The 25,848-nt window shown below is 54.9% G+C and carries 27 protein-coding genes and 1 riboswitch; of the genes, 22 read left to right on the top strand and 5 right to left on the bottom strand.

The annotated features are described in order from the left end of the window. Window positions 1–14 precede the first annotated feature (14 nt). Window positions 15–1,805: an acyl-CoA dehydrogenase gene (locus QMG15_RS04080; RefSeq protein WP_281789629.1), complete on the top strand. Its 1,791-nt coding sequence runs from the start codon at window positions 15–17 to the stop codon at window positions 1,803–1,805. A 73-nt stretch (window positions 1,806–1,878) separates the two neighbouring features. Then, window positions 1,879–2,832, top strand: a complete 954-nt coding sequence (locus QMG15_RS04085; protein ID WP_281789630.1) for a nitronate monooxygenase family protein — start codon at window positions 1,879–1,881, stop codon at window positions 2,830–2,832. Window positions 2,833–2,908: 76 nt separating this feature from the next. Here the strand turns inward: QMG15_RS04085 and QMG15_RS04090 are convergent, their stop codons facing one another. Next, a complete protein-coding gene (locus QMG15_RS04090; RefSeq protein WP_281789631.1) occupies window positions 2,909–3,352 on the bottom strand; it encodes a universal stress protein in 444 nt (147 codons plus the stop codon). Window positions 3,353–3,458: 106 nt separating this feature from the next. Between QMG15_RS04090 and QMG15_RS04095 the strand changes: the two genes are divergently transcribed. The 9 genes from QMG15_RS04095 (at window position 3,459) to QMG15_RS04135 (ending at window position 11,184) form a co-directional block, all read left to right on the top strand. Next, entirely contained in the window at window positions 3,459–5,711 is a 2,253-nt protein-coding gene (locus QMG15_RS04095; protein WP_281789632.1) for a cation-translocating P-type ATPase, read from the top strand. After that, complete coding sequence (gene ccoS / locus QMG15_RS04100; RefSeq protein WP_108359090.1) at window positions 5,711–5,848, top strand: cbb3-type cytochrome oxidase assembly protein CcoS; 138 nt, start codon at window positions 5,711–5,713, stop codon at window positions 5,846–5,848. Before QMG15_RS04095 ends, ccoS begins: the two co-directional genes overlap by 1 nt. A gap of 61 nt (window positions 5,849–5,909) precedes the next feature. Further along, window positions 5,910–7,337 carry a cytochrome-c oxidase, cbb3-type subunit I gene (gene ccoN, locus QMG15_RS04105; protein ID WP_281789633.1) on the top strand — a complete coding sequence of 476 codons (1,428 nt, stop codon included), beginning with the start codon at window positions 5,910–5,912 and terminating at the stop codon, window positions 7,335–7,337. Between the two features lie 10 nt (window positions 7,338–7,347). Next, window positions 7,348–7,971: a cytochrome-c oxidase, cbb3-type subunit II gene (gene ccoO / locus QMG15_RS04110; RefSeq protein WP_281789634.1), complete on the top strand. Its 624-nt coding sequence runs from the start codon at window positions 7,348–7,350 to the stop codon at window positions 7,969–7,971. An 11-nt stretch (window positions 7,972–7,982) separates the two neighbouring features. After that, the gene (locus tag QMG15_RS04115; RefSeq protein ID WP_108359087.1) at window positions 7,983–8,120 is read left to right on the top strand and encodes a cbb3-type cytochrome c oxidase subunit 3; all 138 of its coding nucleotides are present in this window, start codon (window positions 7,983–7,985) and stop codon (window positions 8,118–8,120) included. Window positions 8,121–8,151: 31 nt separating this feature from the next. Beyond that, window positions 8,152–9,069 carry a cytochrome-c oxidase, cbb3-type subunit III gene (ccoP, locus tag QMG15_RS04120; RefSeq protein ID WP_108359086.1) on the top strand — a complete coding sequence of 306 codons (918 nt, stop codon included), beginning with the start codon at window positions 8,152–8,154 and terminating at the stop codon, window positions 9,067–9,069. 84 nt (window positions 9,070–9,153) lie between these two features. Next, window positions 9,154–10,524, top strand: a complete 1,371-nt coding sequence (ccoG, locus tag QMG15_RS04125; protein ID WP_281790073.1) for a cytochrome c oxidase accessory protein CcoG — start codon at window positions 9,154–9,156, stop codon at window positions 10,522–10,524. Window positions 10,525–10,530: 6 nt separating this feature from the next. Then, window positions 10,531–10,821: a FixH family protein gene (locus QMG15_RS04130; protein WP_281789635.1), complete on the top strand. Its 291-nt coding sequence runs from the start codon at window positions 10,531–10,533 to the stop codon at window positions 10,819–10,821. A gap of 54 nt (window positions 10,822–10,875) precedes the next feature. Then, entirely contained in the window at window positions 10,876–11,184 is a 309-nt protein-coding gene (locus QMG15_RS04135; RefSeq protein WP_281789636.1) for a hypothetical protein, read from the top strand. Here the strand turns inward: QMG15_RS04135 and fnr are convergent. Further along, window positions 11,181–11,918: a fumarate/nitrate reduction transcriptional regulator Fnr gene (fnr, locus tag QMG15_RS04140; RefSeq protein ID WP_281790074.1), complete on the bottom strand. Its 738-nt coding sequence runs from the start codon at window positions 11,916–11,918 to the stop codon at window positions 11,181–11,183. The two genes, QMG15_RS04135 and fnr, sit on opposite strands and share 4 nt — an antisense overlap. 76 nt (window positions 11,919–11,994) lie before the next feature. On the opposite strand from fnr, the gene hemN reads away from it, so the two are divergent. Both hemN and QMG15_RS04150 read left to right on the top strand, forming a co-directional pair. Next, window positions 11,995–13,383: an oxygen-independent coproporphyrinogen III oxidase gene (hemN, locus tag QMG15_RS04145; protein ID WP_281789637.1), complete on the top strand. Its 1,389-nt coding sequence runs from the start codon at window positions 11,995–11,997 to the stop codon at window positions 13,381–13,383. Continuing rightward, window positions 13,383–14,096 (top strand): sulfite exporter TauE/SafE family protein, encoded by a 714-nt coding sequence (locus tag QMG15_RS04150; RefSeq protein WP_281789638.1) that lies wholly within the window; start codon window positions 13,383–13,385, stop codon window positions 14,094–14,096. Before hemN ends, QMG15_RS04150 begins: the two co-directional genes overlap by 1 nt. Here the strand turns inward: QMG15_RS04150 and QMG15_RS04155 are convergent, their stop codons facing one another. The 3 genes from QMG15_RS04155 to QMG15_RS04165 form a co-directional block, all read right to left on the bottom strand. Beyond that, on the bottom strand, window positions 14,097–14,912 hold the full coding sequence (locus tag QMG15_RS04155) for a sulfite exporter TauE/SafE family protein (RefSeq protein WP_281789639.1): 816 nt from the start codon (window positions 14,910–14,912) through the stop codon (window positions 14,097–14,099). 220 nt (window positions 14,913–15,132) lie between these two features. After that, window positions 15,133–15,438, bottom strand: coding sequence for a cell division protein ZapA (locus QMG15_RS04160; protein WP_281789640.1), 306 nt, complete (start codon window positions 15,436–15,438; stop codon window positions 15,133–15,135). Next, window positions 15,435–15,662 (bottom strand): DUF904 domain-containing protein, encoded by a 228-nt coding sequence (locus QMG15_RS04165; RefSeq protein ID WP_281789641.1) that lies wholly within the window; start codon window positions 15,660–15,662, stop codon window positions 15,435–15,437. Before QMG15_RS04165 ends, QMG15_RS04160 begins: the two co-directional genes overlap by 4 nt. 35 nt (window positions 15,663–15,697) lie before the next feature. Further along, window positions 15,698–15,942, top strand: a riboswitch (cobalamin riboswitch). A gap of 75 nt (window positions 15,943–16,017) precedes the next feature. Between QMG15_RS04165 and QMG15_RS04170 the strand changes: the two genes are divergently transcribed. From QMG15_RS04170 to QMG15_RS04210, 9 genes are all read left to right on the top strand, one after another. Then, window positions 16,018–18,057, top strand: coding sequence for a TonB-dependent receptor (locus QMG15_RS04170; RefSeq protein WP_281789643.1), 2,040 nt, complete (start codon window positions 16,018–16,020; stop codon window positions 18,055–18,057). 13 nt (window positions 18,058–18,070) lie between these two features. Then, a complete protein-coding gene (locus QMG15_RS04175) occupies window positions 18,071–18,874 on the top strand; it encodes an ABC transporter substrate-binding protein (RefSeq protein WP_281789644.1) in 804 nt (267 codons plus the stop codon). 49 nt (window positions 18,875–18,923) lie between these two features. Further along, window positions 18,924–19,784: a helical backbone metal receptor gene (locus QMG15_RS04180; RefSeq protein ID WP_281789645.1), complete on the top strand. Its 861-nt coding sequence runs from the start codon at window positions 18,924–18,926 to the stop codon at window positions 19,782–19,784. Next, complete coding sequence (locus QMG15_RS04185; RefSeq protein WP_281789646.1) at window positions 19,781–20,794, top strand: iron ABC transporter permease; 1,014 nt, start codon at window positions 19,781–19,783, stop codon at window positions 20,792–20,794. Before QMG15_RS04180 ends, QMG15_RS04185 begins: the two co-directional genes overlap by 4 nt. Next, window positions 20,791–21,564: an ABC transporter ATP-binding protein gene (locus tag QMG15_RS04190; protein WP_281789647.1), complete on the top strand. Its 774-nt coding sequence runs from the start codon at window positions 20,791–20,793 to the stop codon at window positions 21,562–21,564. The genes QMG15_RS04185 and QMG15_RS04190 overlap by 4 nt, the downstream gene beginning before the upstream one ends. A 14-nt stretch (window positions 21,565–21,578) precedes the next feature. Further along, window positions 21,579–22,148, top strand: a complete 570-nt coding sequence (cobO, locus tag QMG15_RS04195) for a cob(I)yrinic acid a,c-diamide adenosyltransferase (protein ID WP_281789648.1) — start codon at window positions 21,579–21,581, stop codon at window positions 22,146–22,148. A 24-nt stretch (window positions 22,149–22,172) separates the two neighbouring features. Next, entirely contained in the window at window positions 22,173–23,681 is a 1,509-nt protein-coding gene (locus tag QMG15_RS04200; protein WP_281789649.1) for a cobyric acid synthase, read from the top strand. A 79-nt stretch (window positions 23,682–23,760) separates the two neighbouring features. Next, window positions 23,761–24,660, top strand: a complete 900-nt coding sequence (locus QMG15_RS04205) for a MaoC family dehydratase N-terminal domain-containing protein (protein WP_281790076.1) — start codon at window positions 23,761–23,763, stop codon at window positions 24,658–24,660. A gap of 18 nt (window positions 24,661–24,678) precedes the next feature. Next, window positions 24,679–25,848, top strand: coding sequence for an acyl-CoA dehydrogenase family protein (locus tag QMG15_RS04210; RefSeq protein ID WP_108359071.1), 1,170 nt, complete (start codon window positions 24,679–24,681; stop codon window positions 25,846–25,848).

Consider the following 25,848-nt stretch of genomic DNA (forward strand, 5'->3'; position numbering starts at 1 on the left):
TTGGAGACATAAAAATGAGCTACATCGCCCCCATCAAAGACATGGTGTTCAACATGGAACACTTGGCTGGCCTCGAACAAGTGGCCCAAATTCCAGCATTCGAGGACATGGGCGTGGAAACCGCCCAAGCCGTGCTGGAAGAATGCGCCAAGTTGAACGAGTCGGTGCTTGTGCCTTTGAACTGGGAAGGCGACAAGAACCCATCGTTCTTCAAAGATGGTCACGTGACCACCACGCCCGGCTTCAAAGAGGCCTACCAACAGTACTGTGAAGGCGGCTGGCAAAGCCTGCAGCACCCCGCCGATTTTGGCGGTCAAGGTTTGCCCAAAACCATTGGTGCGGCTTGCGGCGAAATGCTCAACTCGGCCAACATGAGTTTTGCGTTGTGCCCGATGTTGACTGACGGCGCGATTGAAGCGTTGCTCACCGCTGGCTCTGACGAGTTGAAAGCCACGTACCTTGAAAAGCTCATCTCGGGCGAGTGGACTGGCACCATGAACTTGACCGAGCCACAAGCGGGCTCTGACTTGGCGGCCGTGCGCACCCGCGCTGAGCCTTTGCCAGACGGCACCTACAAAGTGTTTGGCACCAAGATTTTCATCACCTACGGTGAGCACGACATGGCCGAAAACATCGTCCATCTTGTGCTGGCCCGTGTGCAAGGCGCGCCCGAAGGCGTGAAGGGCATCAGCTTGTTTGTGGTGCCCAAATTCATGGTGAACAAAGACGGCTCGTTGGGCGCGCGTAACGATGTGCACTGCGTGAGCATCGAACACAAGATGGGCATCAAAGCCAGCCCTACAGCGGTGTTGCAGTATGGCGACCACGGCGGTGCAATTGGCTTCCTCGTTGGTGAAGAAAACCGTGGCCTCGAATACATGTTCATCATGATGAACGCCGCGCGTTACGCCGTGGGCGTGCAAGGCATTTCGATTGCCGAACGTGCGTACCAAAAGGCTGTGACCTTCTCGCGTGACCGCGTGCAAAGCCGCCCTGTGGACGGCAGCATGAAAACCAGTGCGCCCATCATTCACCACCCCGACGTGCGTCGCATGTTGATGACCATGCGCGCCTACACCGAAGGTTGTCGCGCCATGGCCACCGTGGCTGCGGCGGCGTATGACGCCTCGCACCACCATCCCGATGCCGACACGCGCAAAGACAACTTGGCGTTCTACGAATTTTTGGTGCCGTTGGTCAAAGGCTTCAGCACCGAGATGAGTTTGGAAGTCACCAGCCTGGGCGTGCAAGTCCACGGCGGCATGGGCTTCATCGAAGAAACGGGTGCGGCACAGTACTACCGCGACGCCAAAATTTTGACGATTTACGAAGGCACCACCGCCATTCAAGCCAACGACTTGATCGGTCGCAAAACAGGCCGTGATGGTGGCCAAACCGCCAAAGGCATTGCCGCGCAAATCGCCAACACCGAAGCTGATTTACTCAAGAGCGGCAGTGCCAATGCCAAGGCGATGGCCGCACGTTTGAAAGCCGCGCGCGAAGCCTTCTTGAATGTGGTCGACTTCGTGGTGGCAGGTGCCAAAGCCAGCCCCAACGCGGTGTTTGCAGGCAGCGTGCCTTACCTCATGCTCACGGGCAACTTGGTGGCTGGTTGGCAAATGGCGCGGGCCTTGCTGGTGGCCGAGGCTGAGTTGGCCAAGGGCAATGAAGCGGTGTTCATGCAATCCAAAATCACCACCGCGCGTTTCTACGCCGACCACATCCTGACCAAAGTGCCAGGCATGCGCGACAGCATCGTGGACGGTGCAGACAGCGTGACTGAGTTGGCGCTCGACGCCTTCTAAGTTTTTAGGTTCGCTCAATTCAAAACCATCATCAGGGCACTTCACGTGCCCTGAACTTTCTCAAGGGCCAGATATGTCGCGTTTACCTCCGGTGTTGCAATCGCTCAAGTTCCCCGTCATCGCGTCTCCGCTGTTCATCATCAGCAACCCCAAGCTGTTGATTGCGCAATGCAAAGCGGGTGTGGTGGGGTCTATGCCTGCGCTCAATGCGCGCCCAGCTGAACAGCTCGAAGCGTGGTTGATTGAAATCACCGAGGCGCTGGCAGCTCACAACCGCGAGCATCCAGACCAACCCGCTGCGCCATTTGCCATCAACCAAATCGTCCACAAGAGCAACGACCGTTTAGAACACGACATGGCTTTGTGTGTGAAGTACAAGGTGCCTATTATCATCACGTCGCTCGGCGCGCGTGAAGACATCAACGCCGCAGCGCACAGCTACGGCGGCATCGTGCTGCACGATGTCATCAACAACAAGTTTGCCAAGAAGGCGATTGAAAAGGGCGCGGACGGCCTCATCGCCGTAGCCGCTGGTGCTGGCGGCCATGCGGGTGTGAAGAGTCCGTTTGCCTTGATTCAAGAAATTCGCGAGTGGTTTGACGGCCCTGTGGCTTTGAGCGGCTCCATCGCTACCGGCGGTGCCGTGCTGGCCGCACAAGCGATGGGGGCAGACTTTGCCTACATTGGTTCCGCCTTCATCGCGACCGAAGAAGCGCGTGCCGCGGATGACTACAAACAAGCGGTGGTGGATGGCACGTCGGATGACATTGTGTTGAGCAATTTGTTCACGGGTGTACACGGCAACTACTTGGCACCTTCCATTGTCAAAGCAGGCCTAGACCCCGAGCACTTGCCCGAGAGCGACCCCAGCCAAATGAATTTTGGTGGTGGTGCACAAAAAGCATGGAAAGACATTTGGGGCTGCGGCCAGGGCATTGGCGTGGTGAAGGCGGTGGTGCCTGCGGCTGAATTGGTGGCGCGTTTGAAGCGCGAGTACCAAGCGGCCAAGCAACGCCTCACAGCTTGACACGAAAACCTAGGGCTTGAACCCAAAGAAAAAGCCGCTCAGCAGAGCGGCTTTTTTGTGAGCGATGCCAGCGTGATTAACGCAGCACCAGCACTGGCACGGTGGCGTGCGTCAGCACTTGTTGTGTCTCGCTGCCCAGCAACAAACGTTTGATGCCACGACGACCGTGTGAGGCCATCACGATCAAATCGGCTTTGTGCTTCTTGGCTGCACCAATCAGCGCGTCAGACACGATGTCAGACTTCACGACCACAGCCTTAGTGTTCACACCTTTGGCTTTGGCAGCTTTGACCACAGCGTCCAACACTTTTTGCGCACCGTCAGTCCAACCTTTTTCAATTTTTGAAACTTCAGTCGCAGTCAAAGGCAAGGAGCCTTCGAAGTAGCTTTGCGGGTAACGGGGCGTTACTTTGACAGCGACCAGCTCGGCGCCGCTCAGAGCTGCCAGTTCAATCGCGCTGGCAATGGCTTTTTTGGACAAGGTCGAGCCATCGGTGGCCACCAAAATTCGTTTGTACATAAACTGCTCCTTTTGTTAATTTCAACTAAAGCTTAACGCATGTTGTGTGTCTCGTGTTGATGCACGTCAAGCTCTGGCAAGACGAAACCGTTAGGCTACACCCCTTATGCATTCTGATTCTTCCATGGTTGAGCTGCTAGACGACCGCCAAGAGTGGTTGCGTTTTAGCCAACCACACAAACCCACCCTCCAAAGCGCTGACGACTGCTGGGATTCGCACGTGGTGATCCAAGGCATGCACTGCGCTGCTTGTGCTTTCACGGTCGAAGAGGCGCTCATGTCCGTGCCGGGCGTGCAAGCCGCTGAGGTCAATGCTGCCACGCATCGCGCCAAAGTTGTGTGGTCTGCCGCACGGGTGACGCCATCGGCATGGATGGCGGCCATTGCCAAAGCAGGCTATGGCGCTCTGCCAGCGGCCGACAGCAGTTTGCGCCAGGCGCGACACGAAGAAAGTCGTCGGGCCTTGTGGCGTTGGTTGGTGGCTGGCTTTTGCATGATGCAAGTGATGATGTATGCCTATCCCGCGTATGTGTCGCGCGAGGGCGACATCACGCCCGACATGGTGTTTTTGTTGCGTTGGGCGTCATGGGTGTTGACGCTGCCGGTGGTGTTTTTCTCGTGTGGCCCGTTTTTCGGCAATGCCTTGCGTGACATCCGTGCGCGACGCGTGAGCATGGATTTGCCGGTGGCTCTTGGCATGGTGATCACGTTCTTGCTGAGCTCTGTCGCCACGTTTGAGCCCGAGGGTATTTTTGGTGCCGAGGTGTATTACGACTCGCTCACCATGTTTGTGTTTTTCTTGCTCACAGGCCGCTGGTTAGAACTGCGCGTGCGCGACCGCACGGCGGGGGCGCTGGAAGCTTTGATGAACCGCTTGCCCGACAGCGTGGAGCGGCAGTTGCCAAGTGGCGAGTTTGAGCGCGTGGCCGTGCGTCGCGTGATGGTGGGAGATGTGATTCGTGTGTTGCCATCAGAGAGCTTTCCTGCCGACGGCGTGATTTTGCAAGGCCAAACCTTGGCTGATGAGGCCTTGCTGACCGGCGAGTCACGCCCGCAAGTGCGTGGCGTGGGCGACACGGTGGTGGCGGGCAGCCACAACCTAAGTGGCATCGTGACCGTGCGGGTGGTGCAGGTGGGCGAGGGCACGCAGTTCTCGCAAATCGTGTCGTTGATGGAAAACGCCTCGTTGCAAAAACCCCGCTTGGCGCAGTTGGCCGATCGCATTGCCAAACCCTTTTTGATAGGTGTGCTGGTATTGGCTGCACTCTCAGCTGTGTATTGGTGGCCCACCAACCCCGGTCACGCCTTGATGGTGGCCGTAGCTGTGTTGGTGGTGACGTGTCCGTGTGCCTTGTCGCTCGCCACACCGGCGGCCATGCTGGCCGCGGCGGGTAATTTGGCGCGTCACGGTGTGCTGGTGCGCAACCTACAAGCCTTGGAGTCATTGGCTGAAATCGACACCTTGATTTTTGACAAAACGGGCACGCTCACCCAAGACGGTCAACGCGTCACGCAGGTGATGACGGCAGAAGGTGTGGCGCCAGCGTTCGCCTTGGGCTTGGCGGCAGCGTTGGCCAAACATTCGCTGCACCCCTTGTCACGGGCGCTGGTGCAAGCGCATGAGTCTGCGGGGGATGTTGCTGCACCGGACGTTCAAGATGTAAACGAAATGATTGGTCAGGGCTTGGAAGGGTACTTAGACGGACGTTTGCGCTTGGGCTCGTTCACGTTTTGTGCACCAAAAACCAAGGGAATACCCGATGCGGCGAGTGTTTGCCAAGTACACTTATGCAGTGAAAACGAGTGGCTTGCCAGCTGGCAACTGTCTGAAGACATACGTGCCGACGCGGTCCAAACCGTGAAAGCACTGAAAGACCTGAATGTGGATGTGTGGTTGCTCTCGGGCGACCAGCCTGAGTCAGCTCAGCAAGTCGCACAGCAGGTGGGCATTACCCAAGCATTTGGGGCGTGTACGCCGCAAGACAAGCTCTCACGTATGCAAACTGCGCAGTCGCAAGGCGCGCGGGTGGCGATGGTGGGGGATGGCCTCAATGATGGCCCTGTCTTGGCCGGGGCCCATGTGTCGATGGCGTTTGGCAATGCGGTGCCCTTGGCTCAGTCCAAATCGGACTTGGTCTTGATGGGCGGCAGCTTGTTGGTGGTGGCGCAAAGCGTCAAGTTGGCGAGGCACACCCTGCGGGTGGTGCGGCAAAACTTGGTGTGGGCTGCGGCTTACAACGCTTTGTGTGTGCCGTTGGCCGTGGTGGGCTTGTTGCCCGCATGGCTGGCTGGTTTGGGAATGGCGTTGAGCTCGTTGTGGGTCGTATTGAATTCTTTACGGCTCACCAAAGGATTTTGATGGATATCTTGTATTTATTGATTCCGCTGTCGGTGTTGTTGGTGCTCTTTATTTTGGGTGGCCTTTGGTGGGCTGTTCATCGAGGCCAGTTCGACAGCGTGGAGCAAGAAGGCGAGCGTATTCTTAGAAACGATTGATATGAATCAATAACTCGCAAGAGTGATTTGAGGATACTGGTTTGAAAATGAAAGGTGACCGATGAACTCATCAGAGCAAGCCGTTTACAGCGATACCGTTGTACGGCAGTTTTCCATCATGGCGGTGGTTTGGGGTGTGGTTGGCATGTTGGTGGGCGTGATCATCGCTTCTCAACTGGCTTGGCCGGAACTGAACTTTGGCATCCCTTGGTTGAGCTATGGCCGTTTGCGTCCATTGCACACCAATGCGGTGATTTTTGCGTTTGGCGGCTGCGCCTTGTTCGCAACCAGCTATTACGTGGTGCAACGCACCTGCCACACGGCCTTGTTCCTGCCTAAATTGGCCGCTTTCACCTTTTGGGGTTGGCAGTTGGTCATCTTGGCGGCAGCTGTCAGCTTGCCTTTGGGTTTCACCCAGGGCAAGGAATACGCTGAACTTGAGTGGCCCATTGACATCTTGATCGCTGTGGTGTGGGTTGCCTACGCTGTGGTGTTTTTCGGTACGGTTGGCACGCGCAAGGTCAAACACATTTATGTGGCCAACTGGTTCTACGGCGCGTTCATCATCGCGGTGGCCTTGCTGCACATCGTTAACAGTGCTGCGATTCCTGCAGGCATGATGAAGTCTTACTCTGCCTACGCTGGCGCACAAGATGCGATGGTGCAGTGGTGGTATGGCCACAACGCGGTGGGCTTCTTCTTGACCGCTGGCTTCTTGGGCATGATGTATTACTTCATCCCTAAGCAAGCAGGTCGCCCTGTGTACTCGTATCGCTTGTCGATTGTTCACTTTTGGGCTTTGATCTTCACTTACATGTGGGCGGGTCCTCACCACTTGCATTACACCGCGTTGCCTGACTGGACTCAGTCGGTCGGTATGGTGTTCTCTTTGGTGTTGTTGGCACCTAGCTGGGGCGGCATGATCAACGGCATCATGACTTTGTCTGGCGCATGGCACAAACTGCGCGACGACCCCATCTTGCGCTTCTTGATCGTGTCCTTGTCGTTCTACGGCATGTCCACTTTCGAAGGCCCCATGATGGCCATCAAAACTGTGAACGCTTTGAGCCATTACACCGACTGGACCGTTGGCCACGTGCACTCAGGTGCTTTGGGCTGGGTGGGCTTGGTGTCTATGGGTTCTATCTACTATCTGATTCCTAAGTTGTTCGGTCGCAAGGAAATGTACAGCGTCAAGGCGATTGAGGTCCACTTCTGGTTGGCCACCATCGGCATCGTGTTGTACATCGCTGCGATGTGGATTGCCGGTGTGATGCAAGGTTTGATGTGGCGCGCGATCAACGCCGACGGCACATTGACTTACACCTTCGTCGAGTCAGTTAAAGCGACTTATCCGTTCTACGTGATTCGTATGGCAGGTGGTTTGTTGTACTTGACAGGCATGGTCATCATGTTGTGGAACGTGGTCAAAACTGTGACCAGCGGTAATACCGTGAGCGTTGCCATTCCAGCACCTGCACACGCCTGAGGAGAAATAAATGTCTGATAACAATTCCAAAGGCTTCTCCCACGCCAGCGTGGAGACCAATAACTTTTTGATGATCGTGTTGATCTTGATCGCCGTCGCTTTTGGCGGCTTGGTTGAGATCGTGCCCTTGTTCTTTCAAAAGTCCACCACTGAGCCCGTCACTGGCGTGAAGCCTTTGACTGCGTTGCAGTTGGCTGGCCGCGACATCTATGTGCGTGAAGGTTGCTACAACTGCCACTCACAAATGATTCGTCCTTTCCGTGCCGAGACATTGCGTTACGGCCACTACTCGGTGGCTGGTGAGTCTGTGTATGACCACCCCTTCCAGTGGGGCAGCAAGCGCACGGGTCCAGACTTGGCTCGCGTGGGCGGTAAATACAGCGACGAATGGCACCGTGTTCATTTGAACAACCCACGTGATGTGGTGCCTGAGTCCAACATGCCTGAATACCCATGGCTGTTGAAGAACACGGTGGATGCAGCAGCAATGCCTGCGCACATGAAGGCATTGCGCGCAGTGGGCGTGCCTTATACGGATGAAGAAATCGCTAAGGCCTCAGAAGACGTCACGGGTAAAACCGAGATGGAAGCTGTGATTGCGTTCCTCCAATCACTGGGCCTCGCGCTCAAATAAGGAGACACCCCATGGATGTCAATGATCTGCGAATCGCGACCACGTTGATTTCGTTTGCCGTGTTCATCGGCATCATGGTGTGGGCTTTTTCTCGACGTAACAAAGAAGATTTTGAGGCAGCATCAAAGCTGCCCCTCGATCAAGACTAAGGCCTAGAGGCCTTTGTAAAGGAATCGAATCATGAGTGATTTCACAAGTAATTTTTGGTCGATCTTCGTATCGTCCATCTCCATTTTTGGCATCGTGTACTGCGCATTTTTGCTGTGGTTCTCGGCCAAAGTCAAAGTGTCAGCGCACGAAGAAGACGGCACAACTGGCCACGTCTGGGACGAGGACTTGCGTGAAATGAACAACCCCCTCCCACGTTGGTGGCTGTGGCTGTTCATCATCACCATGGTGTTTGCTGTGGTGTATTTCATTGCTTACCCAGGTTTGGGTGGCTATGCAGGTAAGTTGGCTTGGACATCGCAAGGTCAATACGAAGCTGAAGTGGCCAAGGCCAACCAAGAGCTTGAGCCTTTGTACGCTGCTTTCAACGCGCAAACACCCGAACAACTGTCGCAAGACCCTAAAGCCATGGCTGTGGGCGAGCGTTTGTTCATGAACAACTGCGCACAGTGCCACGGTTCTGACGCCCGCGGTTCAAAAGGCTTCCCCAACTTGACAGACAGCGATTGGCTGCATGGTGGTACGACTGACAAGATCAAAGAGACCCTCACCAAAGGGCGTATTGGTCAAATGCCACCTATGGCGGCAGCTGTTGGAACACCAGACGACATTCGCAATGTGTCGCACTATGTGTTGAGTTTGTCTGGTAGCCCACACGACTCTGTGCGTGCCGCTTTGGGTAAGTCGAAGTTCGGTGCATGTGCTGCGTGTCACGGTCCTGACGGCAAAGGTATGCAAGCCATGGGCTCGGCTAACTTGACCGACAAGATCTGGTTGCACGGCTGGGGCGAAGAAGCCATCACCGCGATGATCAACAACGGTAAGGTCAACCAAATGCCAGCACAAGAAGGCCGTTTGACTGAATCACAAATTCACGTGTTGACCGCCTATGTTTGGGGCTTCTCGAATAAACCTGCTGTTGCGAAGTAAAACGCTTTGAACTCTGCTGACGACTCCAAGCAGCGCAAGACCATCCCCATCGTTCCAGAGCCTTCGGGCTCTGCGGACGAGGCGATGGTCTCGCTTTATGCTGCATCGAAAAAAATCTACCCTCGCTCTGTGGAGGGTATCTTTGCTTATTGGCGCTGGATTTTGGTGGTCCTGACGCAGCTGGTGTTTTACGGTTTGCCTTGGTTTGAGTGGGGTACACGTCAAGCGGTGCTGTTCGATTTGGCGTCGCGCAGGTTTTATATTTTTGGTTTGGTCTTGTACCCGCAAGACTTTATTTATCTCACGGGCTTGTTGGTGATTTCAGCCTTGGCGCTGTTTTTGTTCACGGCAGTGGCGGGGCGTTTGTGGTGTGGTTATGCCTGTCCGCAAACGGTTTACAGCGAAATTTTCTTGTGGATTGAGCGCAAGGTCGAAGGCGACCGCTCCGCCCGTATGCGCTTGGACGACGCAGACTTCTCGTTGGAGAAGTTGGTTAAGAAGTGGTACAAGCACATCATCTGGATCTTCTTGTCGATCTGGACTGGCTTCACTTTTGTGGGTTACTTCACACCCATCCGTGAGCTGGCAATGGAGTTTTTCCTGACGCAGATGAGTTCATGGGAACTGTTCTGGGTGTTCTTTTATGCCTTCGCCACGTATGGCAACGCTGGGTTCATGCGCGAACAGGTGTGTAAATACATGTGCCCTTACGCACGCTTTCAAAGCGCCATGTTTGACAACGACACGCTGATCGTCACCTATGACACTGAACGCGGCGAACCACGTGGCCCACGCTCAAAGAAAGCAGAGACGGGTGTCCTGAACTTAGGTGCTTGTGTAGATTGCACCTTGTGCGTTCAGGTGTGTCCGACAGGCATTGATATTCGCGATGGTTTGCAATACGAATGCATTGGTTGTGGCGCGTGCGCCGATGTGTGCGATACCGTCATGGATAAGATGGGCTATGCACGTGGCTTGGTTCGCTACTCCACACAAAATGCGATGGATAACAAGTGGACGCCTCAACAAATCTGGCAACGCTTGATGCGACCTCGTATTCAGATTTACACCATGATCTTGGTGGCGGTGACGGTGGGTTTATTTGTTTCACTCAGTTTGCGCACCCCCTTTAAGGTGGACGTTGTACGCGATCGCTCAACCTTGTCACGGATTACTGAGTTCGGCACACTGGAAAACGTGTACCGTTTGCAAATCATGAATGCGGCTGAAACTGTTCAAACGTACCATTTGTCCGTCAAAGGCTTGCCCGGCCTGAAAATCACGACTGACACAGAGGTAATGGTTGACCCTGCACAAGCCCGTTGGGTGGTATTGCGAGCCGATATTCCTTATGGTTCTGCCGAAGGTGGGTCGCACAAAATCATGTTTGAAATTCAGGCTTCGGGTACTGATGAGTTCGTGGTCGAGAAATCTGTGTTCATCGTTCCTAGGTAATGCATCATGAAACAAGACACACCTGATACCAAACCTTGGTGGCAATACGGCCATGTATGGCTCATCATTGCGGGGCCTGCTGCGGTGGTCGTGGCTGGCTTCATCACCTTGGCGATTGCGATTCGCGTCCCTGATCCCGTGGTGGCCGACGACTATTACCGCCGAGGTTTAGACATCAACAAAACCTTGGCAGCAGAAAAAGACATGCAGTTGGCGCCCGCCATGCAGGCGCGCAACCATGTGGTGACTCCCAAAGCTGAATCAGCCAAGCCAGACACCCCCGCGAAAACCCCATAACTTTTTGGCGCATTCAGCCCTAAACTGAATTAGTTCCTTCTCAGGAGAATCAGAATGTTGGCTCAGCGAATGATGTGGATTGCATGGCCCGCCTTTTTAGTGGCGGGTGTTTTGGAAATGCTGGTGTTTGCATTTGTGGATCCGCAAGACATGCAATGGTTTGGTCAGCCCATCGAGCTTTCACGACAAGGTGTGTACACCTTGTCGTTTTTTGTTTTTTGGGCCATCACAGCGGCATCAAGTGCTTTGACAACCTTGCTCTCGGTGTCGCCATTTGAGGTGAACCGTTGCCCCTTGGTGCCCACGGAGCGGCCAGATGGTTGCCCTAAGCAAGAGGTGTGCTGCGAACCTGTGGCGGTTTAAACTGGCTGACAGGTTTGTGCGTTCACGATGAGTTTGAGCGCATCTGGATTGAGGATGCGCACGTGGCGCTGCTTGACCTCAACAATGCCGTCTTCCACAAATTTAGAAAACGTGCGGCTCACGGTTTCTAGTTTGAGTCCTAAGTAGCTGCCAATCTCTTCACGCGTCATTCGCAAAACCAATTCTGATTGAGAGAAACCCCTGGCGTGCAAGCGTTGCACCAGGTTCAGCAAGAAGGCGGCTAAGCGCTCTTCGGCCCGCATGCTGCCCAGCAGCAACATCACCCCGTTTTCACGCACGATTTCACGGCTCATGATTTTGTGCACATGACGTTGCAGCGAAGTAATTTCGCGTGACAACTCTTCAATGCGATCAAACGGCATCACACACACTTCAGCGTCTTCGAGCGCGACAGCATCACAGGTGTGGTGGTCGCTCACAATGCCATCTAGGCCAATGATTTCGCCCGCCATTTGAAAGCCCGTCACTTGATCGCGGCCATCCTCAGATGAGATGCGTGTCTTGAAGAACCCTGTGCGAATGGCGAACAGCGCGTTGAACTTGTCACCATTTCTGAAAAGGTTATCACCGCGAGTCACTTTGCGACGCGTCGCCACCACCTCATCCACACGTTCCATTTCGCTCTCATTCAAGCCCAAAGGCATGCAGAGTTCTCGCAAATTGCAATTGGAACAGGCGACTTTGATACTGGTGGAATTCATGGGTGCTGACAGTCGTTTGTGTTGATGCAGGTCAACTTTTTAATGTGTCTACACGCCTATTATGGAGCGCAAATTTAGGTGTGAACTTATGCATTCTCTTGTCCTCAATCCAGAACTTTTACGGCGCTATGACGTGGCTGGGCCGCGCTACACCTCGTATCCCACCGCAGACCGATTTGTGGAGGCATTTGGTGAGGCTGACTACTTGCAAGCGCTAGAGCAACGCCGCGATGGTGTGGGCGCAAAAGCCTACCCCTTGTCGCTGTATGTGCACATCCCGTTTTGTGAGTCGCTGTGTTATTACTGTGCGTGTAACAAAATCATCACCAAGCACCATGAGCGTGGCGCCGAATATTTGCGTTATCTAGAGCGCGAGGTTGATCTCAACATTGCGCACTTAGGTCAAGGCCAAGTGGTGTCGCAGCTCCACTTGGGCGGGGGGAGCCCCACATTTCTGAGTGATGATGAATTAGCGCAACTGATGTCTATGTTGCGCCGTAATTTTCAGTTTGCGCCGGGTGGCGAATATTCGGTTGAGATTGACCCACGCACGGTCACGCGCGAACGATTGGCCGCTTTGGCCGAACAGGGCTTTAACCGTTTGAGCTTTGGCGTGCAAGACTTTGAACCCGCCGTGCAAAAGGCGGTGCACCGAATCCAGCCCGCAGAGCAAGTGTTTGATTTGGTGGCGGCCTCGCGCGAGTTGGGGTTTGAGTCGGTCAACGTGGATTTGATTTATGGCCTGCCCATGCAAACGCCTGAGACCTTTGAGCGCACGCTGGGCCTGGTGGTCAAGCTTCGTCCAGACCGCATCGCGTTGTATGCCTACGCCCATTTGCCCGAGCGCTTCAAACCGCAACGCCGCATCCATACCCAAGATTTGCCACCTGCGGCCTCTAAGCTGGTGATGCTCTCCAGCGCCATGCGTGTGCTGATGGACGCGGGCTATGTGTATGTGGGCATGGATCACTTCGCATTGCCCACTGACGCGCTGGCGGTGGCCAAGCGCCAAGGCCGTTTACACCGCAACTTTCAGGGCTACAGCACGCAGCCTGATTGCGACTTGATTGCCTTGGGCGTCTCTTCCATTGGCCGTGTGGGGCCGACCTTCAGTCAAAACGTGAAAACATTGGACGAGTACTACGACTTGCTCAACCAAGGCCGCTTGCCCGTTGCGCGTGGCATGGCTCTGACGCGTGATGACTTGGTGCGCCGCACAGTCATCATGGCGCTGATGTGCCAAGGCAGTGTGCTGTTTGAATCGGTGGAGTTGTCGCATTTGGTGGACTTCAAGCAGTATTTCGCCCCAGAGATCAAAGCGTTAGAGGCAATGCAAGAACAAGGGTTGTTGACCATGGATGACGCTGGTATTCACGTGACTGAGCTGGGTTGGTTCTTTGTGCGTGGTGTGGCCATGGTGTTTGACAAATACCTGCAAGCCGACAAGAACCGCGCAAGGTTCTCTAAAATCATCTGATGAACACAACTTTGGCCCTCACCGCACTCCTCATGGGGCTCGCGGGTGGGCCGCACTGTTTGGCCATGTGCGGTGCGGCTTGTGCGGGCATTGGCCGCGCGGCCCAAAAGCAAACGGGCGGGCAGGGCACTTCGGCCATGCTCTTATTTCAATTGGGGCGCGTTGTGGGCTACAGCGTTTTGGGCGCATTGGCGGCCAGCACCATGCAAGGCGTGGGTTGGCTCAGCACACAGTCGGCGGTGTTTCGCCCCTTGTGGACGTTGCTGCACATCGTGGCCTTCATGGTTGGGTTGCTATTGCTTTGGCGCGGTGAACAACCGATTTGGCTCGAAGGCTTTGGTCGCCGCATTTGGCGGCGTGTGCAGACGATGACGGCGCACCTCAAATTGCGCAATGGTGGCGCGGTGGTCCTTGGTGTTTTGTGGGCCTTGATGCCTTGCGGTCTTTTGTACGGTGCGCTTTTGGTCGCTGCACTCAGCAACAGCCCCGTTGAAGGTGCTGGTGTGATGGCACTCTTTGCATTGGGCAGCGCCGTGGTGTTGACGATTGGTCCATGGGTTTGGTTGCGCTTGCGAGGCGTACAAACCGTAGATGGCCGCAACGGCGCATGGGGTGTGCGTTTGGCCGGGGCCGCACTCGCCGTCAGTTCAGGCTGGGCCTTGTGGATGGGCCTTGTCGAGTACCAAGCGCCGTGGTGCTTGGTGCCTCAATGATCAGCTTGTGATGCCTTTGTAAAACATATAAGCGGCCAGCACATAGAGCACGCTGGCAAACACGCGTTTGAGTTTTTTCACGGGCAGCATGTGTGCTGCTTTTGCGCCTAGCGGGGCTGTGAACACGCTGCAAGCCGCAATGACAGTCAAGGCCGGCACCCAAATGAAACCAAACGCATCGTCAGGCAAACCTTGTACCGACATACCGCTGATGATGTAACCCACCACATTGGCCACGGCAATCGGAAAGCCCAAAGCTGCACTGGTGGCCACGGCGTTATGAATGGCCACGTTGCACCACGTCATGAATGGCACGCTGATAAAGCCACCGCCAGCGCCCACCAAACCAGAGATAAAACCAATCACACCACCCGCGCCCATGAGGCCTGCGGTGGCTGGCACTTGGCGTGTGGGTGCGGGCTTCTTGTCTAAGAACATTTGCGTGGCTGAGAAGCCCACGAACAAACCAAAGAAGATGGCCAAGTAAGACCCCTTCAACAAGGCAAATACGCCCAAGCTGCCAATCATGCTGCCCAACACGATGCCGGGTGCCAAGCCTTTGACCAAATCCCAGCGCACGGCGCCACGTTTGTGGTGGGCGCGCACGCTTGAGATCGAGGTGAAGATGATGGTCGCCATCGACGTGGCAATGGCCATCTTGACGGCCAGGTCTGCGTCCACGCCACGTTGCGAAAGCATGAAGGTGATGAAAGGCACCATGATCATGCCGCCCCCAATGCCGAGCAAGCCGGCCAAAAAGCCAGTGCAAACGCCAAGCGCGGCGAGTTCAAGAATCAATTGGGGTTGGAGGTCCATGAGCGTGCAGGCCTTAAAAAGTAAAAGGTGTCTGCAAGGAGCCCCAGGGCCGTCATCCTGAACCGGGGGTTCAGGTGGGCGAGGTCAGGTCAACGTTGGGTTCATCTGACGCGAGACGATCACGCTCATCAACCGATGTTCCAAGCCCGAGCTCTATGAGCATTGGTTCAAGGAAATATAAAGCCCCAAGGACTTGCAGACGCCTTGATTGTAGGGCGCGTTAGATCAATTGGTTGTCGCGTGCGAGCACCGCATCCATGCGCTGCAGCAAATTGTGCAGGTCGGTGCTGTGTGCGCTGCCATCGCTGCTGGCTTGTGCAGCCGCCGGTCGGTCGGTCAAGTCGAAAGCCAAGTTGAGAGCCGCCAGCACGGCAATGCGGTCGCGCGCTTTGATCTTGCCTGCATCACGAATCTTGCACATGGCTTCGTCCACTTTGCCCACGGCTTCGCCCAAACGCGTTTCACCACCTTCGGGGCAACCTAGCACATAGCCTTGGCCCATGATTTGAACTTCGATTTGTTTCACGCGTTGTCCTTTGTCATGGCCTCTGAGCCCTGAGGGAGGCGGTCAATCAATGCATCAATGCGGTGGCGGGCAGCGCCCAGGCGGGACTTGAGCAAATCGCGCTCGTGCGTCAGCTCTTGAACTTGGGTAGCCAGCAAAGCATTGGTGCGCTGCAGTTCTTCGTGACGCAGCAGCAAATGCTCGACGCGCTGGGCAATTTGATCGATCAGGGGTGTTTGTGACATGGCCCACACATTTTAAGGTGGCTGCAAGGTTAATCGTTAAAATTGTCAATGTTGGTGCTCGAGGTGTGGTTCACATGCCTCAGTTCAACGGGAAGCAGGAGGGTTGCGTCGACCAGCTCGACAACACCTAACCTGCGCTGCCCCCGCAACGGTCAAGCGGACGAGCCCTTTGGCTCCGCTTCTGTCACACAAGCCACTGAGCGCCTTGAACAAGCGCTTGGGAAGGCGACAGAGGTAGTCTCCGCCAGCCCGGATACCGGCCAACAAGGTGGCAGTGCGCCTAAAAACGCGCTGCTAAATCGCTCAAGCACTGTCGGGGAAGGCGGTGAGGGCACACAAAGTTGGTATTTAAATCATGAAGAAATCTATTCGTTTGCGTGCGCGTGCGTTTGTGCCTGCGCTTTCTGTTTTGTCTTGTTTTCATTCGTTTGCTCAAACGTCATCTGGTGCAACAGACCAAGGTCGTGAACTTAGTGCTGTTGTTGTTACAGCCTCAAAATTTGAAGAGGATGTGCAAACAGTCCCTTCATTCGTAACGCTGATTACCCAAAAAGACATACAAGAATCAGGGGTGAAAACTGTCAATGAAGCCATCATGCGTATCGGGGGAGTCTTGGGGCGGCCAAGTCTTTACGGCGGAAATGAATACAGCTTAGATTTAGGAGGGTTTGGCGACGCTGCGTCCTCTAATATGGTCATCGTCATTGATGGTGTTCCATACAAGCAAGGTGATGCAAGCGAGATTCGCCTTTCAAGCCTTGCAATAGATCAAGTTCAACGAATTGAAATTCAGAGAGGTGCATCGACTGTCTTATATGGAGAAGGCGCAGTCGCTGGTGTTATCAACATCATCACCGATGCTTCTGCCTACAGCAATATAAAACGAAACACAGCAAGTGCTAGCTATGGACTTGGTTCTAAGAATACAAAAGAAGGCAGCGTCAATGCAACTTATGCGAATGAAGGTTTACGCTTGAATTTCGCAGGATTAGATCGATCTTCCGATGGATTTAGACAGAATTCGCAAAGTACCGATAAGAATACGAGTTTAGGTATTCAATTTATATCTGATACGACCCGCTTAGGTGCGACTTATAGCAACAGCAAAGAGTTCGCTCAAACACCAGGCGGTTTGACCGTCGATCAATTCAATACGGATCCTTCAATGGCTCAGCCAGATTCTTTGAATCATAAAACTTGGATTCACTCGATTTCAGATAGTGTAGGTTTGTTTGCTGAAATAGAACTTGCAGGTGCAATAGTTCGCGCGGATGCGAAACAACGCGTGAGGGATTACACAGCACTTGCAGTTCAATACGGAAGTCCTGTGAATATGATGTTTAAGACGGTCAATGATTATTTTGGAATATCGGCGACACAAAATGTTCCAACAATTTTCGGAAAGTCCACCTACATAGTTGGTATTGAGAAAAATACATGGAAGCAAGATAGAAACTACCCAGACTCTTCAGATCAAGTAAATTTGAATTCAAAGGCTTCTGCGATTTATTTAAAGAATGATTTAGAGCTTCAACAGATCGGTAGTCGTCTGAGTGCTGGGTATAGATCCGAGCAGCTTGATAAGTCTCAGTACATACTGCCACCTGGAGGTGCATTCACACCAGGTTTCGCAGGGAATGCATCTACTTTGACCGGTTGGGAGTTGGGGCTGTCAAAGGTCTTGAATAACAGTCACAGCATTTATGTCAGGACTTCAAAGGGATATCGCCTACCCAACATCGATGAAATTGGATCTGCTACATGGGACAGTGTTTTACGTAAGCCTATGCCGTTGATGCCGCAAATTTCTTATGACAAGGAAATCGGATGGAAGTACAAGCTTGCTAATGAAACCCGTATGGGGATTCGTGCATTTAAAAGCAGCATCACAAATGAGATCATTTATGACCCAGCAAATTTTGCACAAATCAACTTAGATGCAACAGAAAAAAGAGGTGTCGATTTAGATGTTCAACATCGTCCTAAAAGTGATTTGACAGTAGGTGCAGTTTTGTCACTTCGTGAAGCCGAATTTGCAAAAGGCACTTACGAAGGTAAGACAATTCCTATGTCGCCAAAAACCATCTTCAATGTACGAAGTGATTGGAACTTTACGGCAAAGCAAACCATTGGTGCTTCGGTCAACTACATTGCATCACAGCAGATAGCGGGTGACTTCGCCAATCAAAATCGTATCCCTAGCTATTCAATTGCCAATTTGCGTTACGGATATAAGTTCCAAAATGCGGAGTTGTCATTTTTGGTGAGAAATGTTTTTGATAAATCATATTACTCGTACGCAACAGATGCATATGCTTATCCAAGTACTCGATATACGTCTTTATACCCAGACCAAAGACGTTCATTTATGACGACATTGCGTGTTAGCTATTAAAGCCTACTGACAAGTGATTGCTTTCTTACCCCAACGCATCGTCTGCCTCACCGAGGAAACGACCGAGTGGCTGTACATGCTGGGGGAAGAGGCGCGCATTGTGGGCATATCCGGTTACACCGTGCGCCCGCGTCGTGCGCGTGACGAGAAGCCCAAAGTCAGCGCGTTCTTGAGCGCCAAGATTGACAAGATCTTGGCGCTCAAACCCGATTGCGTGTTTGGGTTTTCTGATTTGCAGGCGGACATCGCGGCCTTGCTCATCCGTGCGGGTGTGCAGGTCACGGTGTTCAACCAACGCAGTGTGGACGAGATTTTTTCGATGCTCTACCAAGTCGCTGCGATGGTGGGTCAAGCCGAGCAGGGCTTGCAACGTTTGCAGCACATGCGTACCGAGTTAGATGCCATTCAACAAACAGCGGCCACGTTCAAGCGTCGGCCCAAGGTGTATTTTGAAGAATGGGACGAGCCACACATCAGTGGCATCCGCTGGGTGTCTGAGTTGATTGGCATCGCAGGCGGCGACGATTGCTTTCCTGAGTTGGCGCAAATGCCCATGGGCAAAGACCGCATCATTGCCAATGGCCAAACCATCGTGGACCGTGCGCCTGACATCATCATTGGCTCGCTGTGCGGCAAAAAGTTTCGCCCAGAAAAAGCTGCTGCTCGTGAAGGTTGGCAAGACGTGCCAGCGGTTCGCAACAATCAAATTTTTGAAATCAAATCTGCCGACATCTTGCAGCCAGGCCCTGCTTCCTTGACTGATGGCGTGGCGCAGTTGCACCACATTATTCAGCAGTGGGAGGCTACCTATGCGTAAGCGCTCGCCGAATGGGCGCATGGTTGTGTGGTGCGTGCGGTGGTTTCTTATGGCCATTACCAGTTTCACCAGCCTCGCGCAAGCCGTGGTGTTGCGTGATGACCGCCAGATCGAGGTGACCATCGCCAAGCCACCGCAACGCATCGTCAGTCTGTTGCCCTCACTCACCGAGACAGTGTGTGCTTTGGGGCAGTGCGAAAAACTGGTGGGCGTGGACCGTTATTCCAATTGGCCGGAGAGCATTGCCAAGTTGCCACGCATGGGCGGCGGCATTGACCCCAACATTGAAAGCGTGGTGGCGACTAAGCCCGACTTGGTGTTGATGGCCACCTCGGCGCGCGGTGCAGAGCGCTTTACTTCTTTAGGCTTGACGGTGTTGGCGCTAGAGCCGCGTTCGCATGCCGATGTGCAGCGTGTCATGCGCATCGTGGCGCAGGCTTTGGATGTGCCGGTTGCTGAGAGTGACCGCGTGTGGCGTCACATCGATGCCGCGGTGAATGCCGCAGCGCAATCAATTCCTGCTCAGGCCAAAGGCCAGCGTGTGTACTTTGAAGTCAGCCGTGCGCCGTATGGTGCCAGCGAGTCGTCGTTCATTGGTGAGACTTTGCAGCGCTTGGGCGCGCGCAACATTTTGCCTGCATCACTGGGGCCGTTTCCCAAAATCAATCCTGAATTTGTGGTGCGTGCACAACCCGACATCATCATGGTGGGCGACAGCAACTTTGCAGACATGACCACGCGCCCCGGCTGGCAAAACATGCGTGCCATGCGCACGCAACGGGTGTGCCATTTCAAGTCAGAAGAGTCTGATGTGCTCGTGCGTGCAGGCCCACGCATGGCCGAGGCCGCGCGTTTGATGGCCAAGTGTTTGACTGGCAAAGCCAATGACAAGTCGAAAGGCCAACCATGACGACCCACGGTGCACGTTGGTCGCCGGTGCTGGTGGCGTTGAGTCTGCTGGTGTTGTGCGTGCTTGGCATTGCGCTGGGCAGCGCTGTGGGCAGCACAGGGTTTGAAAGCTGGCTCGCTGCCCTGCACGACGACATCGCTTGGCAAATCGTGTGGGACATTCGTTTGCCACGCAGTGTGGGCGCTTGTACCGCAGGTGCATTGCTGGGGCTCGCTGGTGCGTTGGCGCAGGGCTTGTTTCGCAACCCCTTGGCAGATCCGTACTTGTTAGGCAGCGCCTCTGGTGCATCGTTGGGCGTGGCGGTGGCTTTGGCCCTGTTTGGTGGCAATCCATTTGCCACAGAATTTTTGGTGCGCCTAGGTTTGACAGGTGCCGCGTTTGTGGGCGCGGTGTTGGCCGTGATGCTCACCCTCGTGCTGGCGCGTGGTGTGCAACACACGCTGCGTTTGTTGTTGGCCGGTGTGATTGTGGGCGTGGTGTTGGGGGCGCTGGCGTCGCTCATCACCCTCATCCGCCCCGATGTGTTGCAGGGTATGCAAGGATTTTTGTTGGGCTCTACCAGCTTCATCGGTTGGAACGCATGCGTGTTGATGCTGTGCGTGTTGCTGGTGTGTGTGGTGTTGGCCTTCGCGCTGAGTCGTGTGTTGGATGCTTTGAGCTTGGGTGAGTCCACTGCGTTGAGTTTGGGTTTGCCGCTCGCGCCCGTGCGTGTGGCACTGGTGTGTGTGTTGGCGTTGGCTACCGGCACAGCCGTGGCACAAACGGGTTTGGTCGCTTTTGTTGGGTTGGCAGCGCCGCACTTGGTGCGTTCGTTGGTGAAGACCAAACACAACTGGATTGTGTTGTTGTCCACCTTGATGGGGGGCGCGTTGCTGTTGGCGGCTGACTTGCTCGCCCGCATGCTGTTGTCGCCCCAAGAAATGCCTGTGGGCGTGCTCACGGCGGTCTTGGGTGGTGGCTATTTGTTGTGGTTGATGTATCGCAGCCAAACAGCGAGGGCTGCGCGATGAATGCACAAAAGATGGCTTTGCGTTTGCGCGATGTGTATGTGTCTCTTGCCGGGCAAGAGGTGTTGCACGGCATTGATATGTCGTTTGTGGCAGGCCGCTGGACCAGCATCGTGGGCCCCAACGGTGCGGGTAAGTCCACCTTGCTCAAGGCCATGGCAGGCTTGCTGTCCGCCAGTGGTCGCATCTTTTTGTTTGACCAAGCGTTGATGGCGATGGACCGCAAACAACGTGCACAGCAGCTGTCGTGGTTGGGCCAAAACGAATCCGCATCTGACGATTTGCGCGTGTGGGATGTGGTCATGTTGGGCCGTATGCCGCATCAAGACTGGCTGGCAGCACCCAACGCACATGACCATGCCGTGGTTGAAACGGCGCTGAAAGCCACACAGGCGTGGGACTGGCGCGAGCGTTCCTTAGGGCTGCTCTCAGGCGGCGAACGTCAACGTGTGTTGCTGGCCCGTGCCATGGCCGTGCAAGCGCAAGTGATGTTGATGGATGAACCACTCGCCAACCTTGACCCACCTCATCAAGTGGATTGGCTGGAGCAAGTGCGCTGCCTCACCGCGCAAAACACCACCGTCATCAGCGTGCTGCACGAAGTGGGTATGGCTTTGCATGCCGACGACATGGTGGTCATGCAAGCAGGTCGCGTGGTGCACCAAGGTGCGTGCGCCGATGCCGCGACGCACCGCGCCGTAGAAGCCGTGTTTGACAAACGCATTGCCATTCACTCGCTGGATGGCCAGTGGGTGGCTGTGCCTAAGCTTTAACAAGAGCACAGCGCGTGGACATTGAACAACCACCAGTCAGCTACGCGCGTGTCACGCCGCAAGCGGAAAGGCGTGGCTTGCTCATCGTCAACACGGGCGATGGCAAAGGCAAAAGCACTGCGGCGTTTGGCTTGGCCTTACGCGCGCATGGGCGCGGCAAAACGGTGAAGATTTACCAGTTCATGAAAGTGCCCACGGCGCGCTTTGGTGAGCACCGCATGTTTGAACAGCTGGGTATTCCTGTCGAAGGCTTGGGCGATGGCTTTAGCTGGAAAAGCAAAGACCTCGAACATTCCGCACAGCTTGCGCGTGACGGTTGGCAAAAAGCCAAGGCCGCCATTTTGAGTGGCGACTTTTTCTTGGTGGTGCTGGATGAAATCACGTACCCACTGATTTACGGCTGGTTGTCGTTGGACGATGTGTTGGCCACCCTAGCGACGCGACCCAAAGGCATGCATGTGTGCATGACCGGTAGACGTTGCCCACCAGAGCTGATTGCGCTGGCCGATACCGTGACCGAAATGACCAAAGTCAAACACGCCTTCAATGCAGGCATTCCCGCGCAGCGCGGCATCGAAGACTGAATTGAACGGAAAAAGGATTTCCCCATGACAGCCAAATGTGTGATGGTGTTGGGCACCTCCAGCGGCGCTGGCAAAAGCTGGCTGACCACGGCCTTGTGCCGCTGGTACGCGCGCCAAGGTTTGAAAGTGGCGCCGTTCAAAGCGCAAAACATGAGCAACAACGCGCGCGTGGTGGCTTCGCACAACGGCCTCGGTGAAGTGGGCGCTGCCCAATATTTCCAAGCGCTAGCGGCCAAGGCCGAACCCGATGTGCGCATGAACCCCTTGCTGCTCAAGCCTGAGGCTGACACACACAGCCAAGTGGTGTTGCTGGGTGAGGTGAACAATGAGTTGACGAACACACCTTGGCGTGGTCGCAGCGAAAAAGTGTGGCCACAAATCGCTGCATCGCTTGACGCCTTGCGTGCTGAGAATGACGTGGTGGTGATCGAAGGCGCCGGTTCTCCAGCCGAGATCAACCTCATGGCCAACGACATCGTCAACCTGCGCGTGGCACGTCATGCCGATGCGCGCTGCTTGTTGGTGACCGACATTGACAAAGGTGGCGCGTTTGCCCACTTGTACGGCACATGGGCTTTGTTGCCTCCTGAAGATCAAGCACGCATCAGCGGCTTTGTGCTCAACAAGTTTCGGGGCGACGCGTCGTTGCTTGCACCTGCGCCCCAGATGTTGCAAGACCTGACCGGCGTGCCCACCGTGGCGGTGTTGCCCATGTGGTGGCAACACGGCTTGCCGGAAGAAGATGGTGTGTTTCACTACGCCCCCACGTTTGGCACTGCCGTGTCCTCGCTGCACTCCGAGGGGGTGCTTTCCCGCACAGTGGCCGTCATCGCCTACCCACGCATCAGCAACTTGGATGAATTTCAGCCACTCAAAAACGTGCCAGGCGTGCGCTTGTTGTGGGCACGCAGCCCTGCCGATTTGGCGGGCTTGCAGGCCGCCACCGATTGGGTCATCTTGCCCGGCTCTAAAAACACCAGTGGTGATTTGGCATGGCTGCGCGCCCAAGGGCTGGACGCTGCGGTGGCCGAGCATGCCCAGCGCGGTGGTGCGGTTTTGGGCATTTGCGGTGGCTTGCAAATGTTGGGCGAAGCCTTGATCGACACGCACGGCATTGACGGCAATGCGCCCGGTTTGGGCTTGTTGCCGCTGGTGACGGTGTTTGCTGAAGACAAAACGGTGTTGCGTACCGAGGCGCAATTTGCAGACGTCCGTGGCGTTTGGTCGGCCTTGTCGGGCGTGCAGGTGAGTGGCTACGAAATTCACCACGGCCAAACCCAAGCGCACACGGCCATGGCTGCAGCAGGGCAGGTGGCACATGAGGTGATGCCCGGTTTGTCGTGGCAAAACGATGCAGGCAACGTGATGGGTTCTTACCTGCATGGTTTGTTTGAAGACCCTGCGGTGTTGCACGCCTTGTTCGGCACACAAACGCCCACGTTAGAAACGGTGTTTGAAGGCTTGGCCGATTACCTAGACCAGCACATGCGCCGAGAGGTTTTGCAAGGGCTGCTCGTGTCACTAAGGAATTAAGGGCTAACCCTAGATTTCAAAAAAGCACAAGGGAAGCTTATACAAATCGAGATTCCCCTTTGTTGGTTTTGCCGTAATGATGGCGGCCATGACAACAAAGCTCGACATGAATTTGCTAACGACATGGGTCGGCAAGCAAGAGACATTGAATGATGAAATCTCTGCGGCCCCTGTGCGTGCCTTGTCCGCAACCTTAGACAGAGATGACCCATTGCCCATGCCTGGGGACGCGCTTCCTGCGCTGTGGCATTGGTTGTACTTTTTGCCTGCTGCGAAGCAATCCCAAATTGGTGAGGATGGCCATGCCAAGCGGGGTGGTTTTTTGCCACCCGTGCCGCTGCCGCGTCGCATGTGGGCAGGTGGGCGTTTGCAATGGCACGCTCCGCTGAAAGTGGGCGATGCCGTCAAACGCGTGTCCACCATTGAGTCCGTCACACACAAATCGGGCCGCTCCGGCGATTTGCTTTTTGTCCTCGTCAAACATGAAGTGCACAACGCGCAAGGCTTGTGCCTGACAGAAGAGCACGACATTGTGTATCGACCCGCCGCACAGCCCGGTGACCCGGTGCCCGCGCCCATTGCGGCGGCAACCCTGGCAACGCAAGGCGAGCCCACGGGTGAGTTATGGACACGCGATGTCATTCCAGATGATGTGCTGCTGTTTCGCTACTCAGCGCTCACCTTTAACGGCCACCGCATTCATTACGACCGCAAATACGTGACTGAGGTCGAAGGCTATCCCGGCCTCATTGTTCATGGCCCCTTGATTGCCACGTGGTTGGTTGATTTGGTGCGCCGACATACCGACCGTCCGATCCGACGCTTTGAGTTCAAAGCGCTGCGTCCCACGTTCGAGTGTGCCGACCAGCGCCATGTGCGCGTCAGTGGTCAGCCACAAGTCGATGGCAAGCACGTGCGCCTGTGGGCGCAAGACCATGAAGGCTGGCTGACCATGCAAGCCACCGCTGAACTCGTTTAATTTAATTTTGAAATCTTGATGAAAACCCAAATCCCTACCCCCGATGCGCATCAAGAATTGCGCGAAGCACTGCGCGCCATGTGCGGCAGTTTTGATTCTGCGTACTGGCAAAAAGTAGACGACGAGCGGGGCTACCCCGAAGCGTTTGTCAACGCACTCACCGAGGCTGGCTGGCTGGCTGCCTTGATTCCGGCCGAGTACGGTGGCTCGGGTTTGGGGTTGGCTGAAGCTTCGGTCATCATGGAAGAGATCAACTTCGCGGGTGGCAATGCAGGCTCATGCCACGGCCAGATGTACAACATGGGCACGCTGTTGCGCCATGGCTCCCAAGTGCAAAAAGAGTTGTACTTACCCAAGATTGCGACGGGCGAATTACGTTTGCAGTCCATGGCCGTGACCGAACCCACCACAGGGACGGACACCACACAACTCAAAACCACGGCCGTGAAAAAGGGCGACCGTTATGTGGTGAATGGCCAAAAAGTTTGGATTTCACGCATTCAACATTCCGACTTGATGATTTTGCTGGCGCGCACCACACCCCTCGCAGATGTGACGCGCAAGAGTGAAGGCATGTCGATCTTCATCGTGGATTTGAAACAGGCGATTGGCAACGGCATGACCGTCAAACCCATTCGCAACATGGTGAACCACGAAACCAACGAAGTGTTTTTCGACAACCTTGAAATCCCTGTCGAGAATTTGATTGGCGAAGAAGGCAAGGGCTTCAAATACATCTTGGATGGCCTGAACGCTGAACGCACCTTGATTGCCGCCGAGTGCATTGGCGACGCCTATTGGTTCATCGAGCGCGCTCGCCGTTACGCCACCGACCGCACCGTGTTTGGTCGCGCGATTGGTCAAAACCAAGGCATTCAATTTCCCATCGCAGACAGTTACATCGAAACCGAAGCTGCCAACCTCATGCGCTTCAAAGCCTGCGAGTTGTTTGATGCTGGCAAACCTTGCGGCGCAGAGGCCAACATGGCCAAGTACCTGGCAGCCAAAGCGTCGTGGGAAGCGGCCAATGTCTGTTTGCAAACCCACGGTGGTTTTGGCTTTGCGTGCGAGTACGACGTGGAGCGCAAGTTCCGCGAGACGCGCTTGTACCAAGTGGCACCGATTTCCACAAATCTGATTTATTCCTATGTGGCAGAGCATTTGCTCGGACTGCCGCGTTCGTTTTGA

The organism is Limnohabitans sp. INBF002 (assembly GCF_027924905.1).
Lineage (GTDB): Bacteria > Pseudomonadota > Gammaproteobacteria > Burkholderiales > Burkholderiaceae_C > Limnohabitans.

What these genes read in the sequence shown, in the direction of transcription:
- QMG15_RS04080 (WP_281789629.1), top strand. Translation starts at nt 15, where the DNA reads ATGAGCTACATCGCCCCCATCAAAGACATGGTGTTCAACATGGAACAC.
- QMG15_RS04085 (WP_281789630.1), top strand. Translation starts at nt 1,879, where the DNA reads ATGTCGCGTTTACCTCCGGTGTTGCAATCGCTCAAGTTCCCCGTCATC.
- QMG15_RS04090 (WP_281789631.1), bottom strand. Translation starts at nt 3,352, where the DNA reads ATGTACAAACGAATTTTGGTGGCCACCGATGGCTCGACCTTGTCCAAA.
- QMG15_RS04095 (WP_281789632.1), top strand. Translation starts at nt 3,459, where the DNA reads ATGCATTCTGATTCTTCCATGGTTGAGCTGCTAGACGACCGCCAAGAG.
- ccoS (WP_108359090.1), top strand. Translation starts at nt 5,711, where the DNA reads ATGGATATCTTGTATTTATTGATTCCGCTGTCGGTGTTGTTGGTGCTC.
- ccoN (WP_281789633.1), top strand. Translation starts at nt 5,910, where the DNA reads ATGAACTCATCAGAGCAAGCCGTTTACAGCGATACCGTTGTACGGCAG.
- ccoO (WP_281789634.1), top strand. Translation starts at nt 7,348, where the DNA reads ATGTCTGATAACAATTCCAAAGGCTTCTCCCACGCCAGCGTGGAGACC.
- QMG15_RS04115 (WP_108359087.1), top strand. Translation starts at nt 7,983, where the DNA reads ATGGATGTCAATGATCTGCGAATCGCGACCACGTTGATTTCGTTTGCC.
- ccoP (WP_108359086.1), top strand. Translation starts at nt 8,152, where the DNA reads ATGAGTGATTTCACAAGTAATTTTTGGTCGATCTTCGTATCGTCCATC.
- ccoG (WP_281790073.1), top strand. Translation starts at nt 9,154, where the DNA reads ATGGTCTCGCTTTATGCTGCATCGAAAAAAATCTACCCTCGCTCTGTG.
- QMG15_RS04130 (WP_281789635.1), top strand. Translation starts at nt 10,531, where the DNA reads ATGAAACAAGACACACCTGATACCAAACCTTGGTGGCAATACGGCCAT.
- QMG15_RS04135 (WP_281789636.1), top strand. Translation starts at nt 10,876, where the DNA reads ATGTTGGCTCAGCGAATGATGTGGATTGCATGGCCCGCCTTTTTAGTG.
- hemN (WP_281789637.1), top strand. Translation starts at nt 11,995, where the DNA reads ATGCATTCTCTTGTCCTCAATCCAGAACTTTTACGGCGCTATGACGTG.
- QMG15_RS04150 (WP_281789638.1), top strand. Translation starts at nt 13,383, where the DNA reads ATGAACACAACTTTGGCCCTCACCGCACTCCTCATGGGGCTCGCGGGT.
- QMG15_RS04155 (WP_281789639.1), bottom strand. Translation starts at nt 14,912, where the DNA reads ATGGACCTCCAACCCCAATTGATTCTTGAACTCGCCGCGCTTGGCGTT.
- QMG15_RS04165 (WP_281789641.1), bottom strand. Translation starts at nt 15,662, where the DNA reads ATGTCACAAACACCCCTGATCGATCAAATTGCCCAGCGCGTCGAGCAT.
- QMG15_RS04170 (WP_281789643.1), top strand. Translation starts at nt 16,018, where the DNA reads ATGAAGAAATCTATTCGTTTGCGTGCGCGTGCGTTTGTGCCTGCGCTT.
- QMG15_RS04180 (WP_281789645.1), top strand. Translation starts at nt 18,924, where the DNA reads ATGGCCATTACCAGTTTCACCAGCCTCGCGCAAGCCGTGGTGTTGCGT.
- QMG15_RS04185 (WP_281789646.1), top strand. Translation starts at nt 19,781, where the DNA reads ATGACGACCCACGGTGCACGTTGGTCGCCGGTGCTGGTGGCGTTGAGT.
- QMG15_RS04190 (WP_281789647.1), top strand. Translation starts at nt 20,791, where the DNA reads ATGAATGCACAAAAGATGGCTTTGCGTTTGCGCGATGTGTATGTGTCT.
- QMG15_RS04200 (WP_281789649.1), top strand. Translation starts at nt 22,173, where the DNA reads ATGACAGCCAAATGTGTGATGGTGTTGGGCACCTCCAGCGGCGCTGGC.
- QMG15_RS04205 (WP_281790076.1), top strand. Translation starts at nt 23,761, where the DNA reads ATGGCGGCCATGACAACAAAGCTCGACATGAATTTGCTAACGACATGG.
- QMG15_RS04210 (WP_108359071.1), top strand. Translation starts at nt 24,679, where the DNA reads ATGAAAACCCAAATCCCTACCCCCGATGCGCATCAAGAATTGCGCGAA.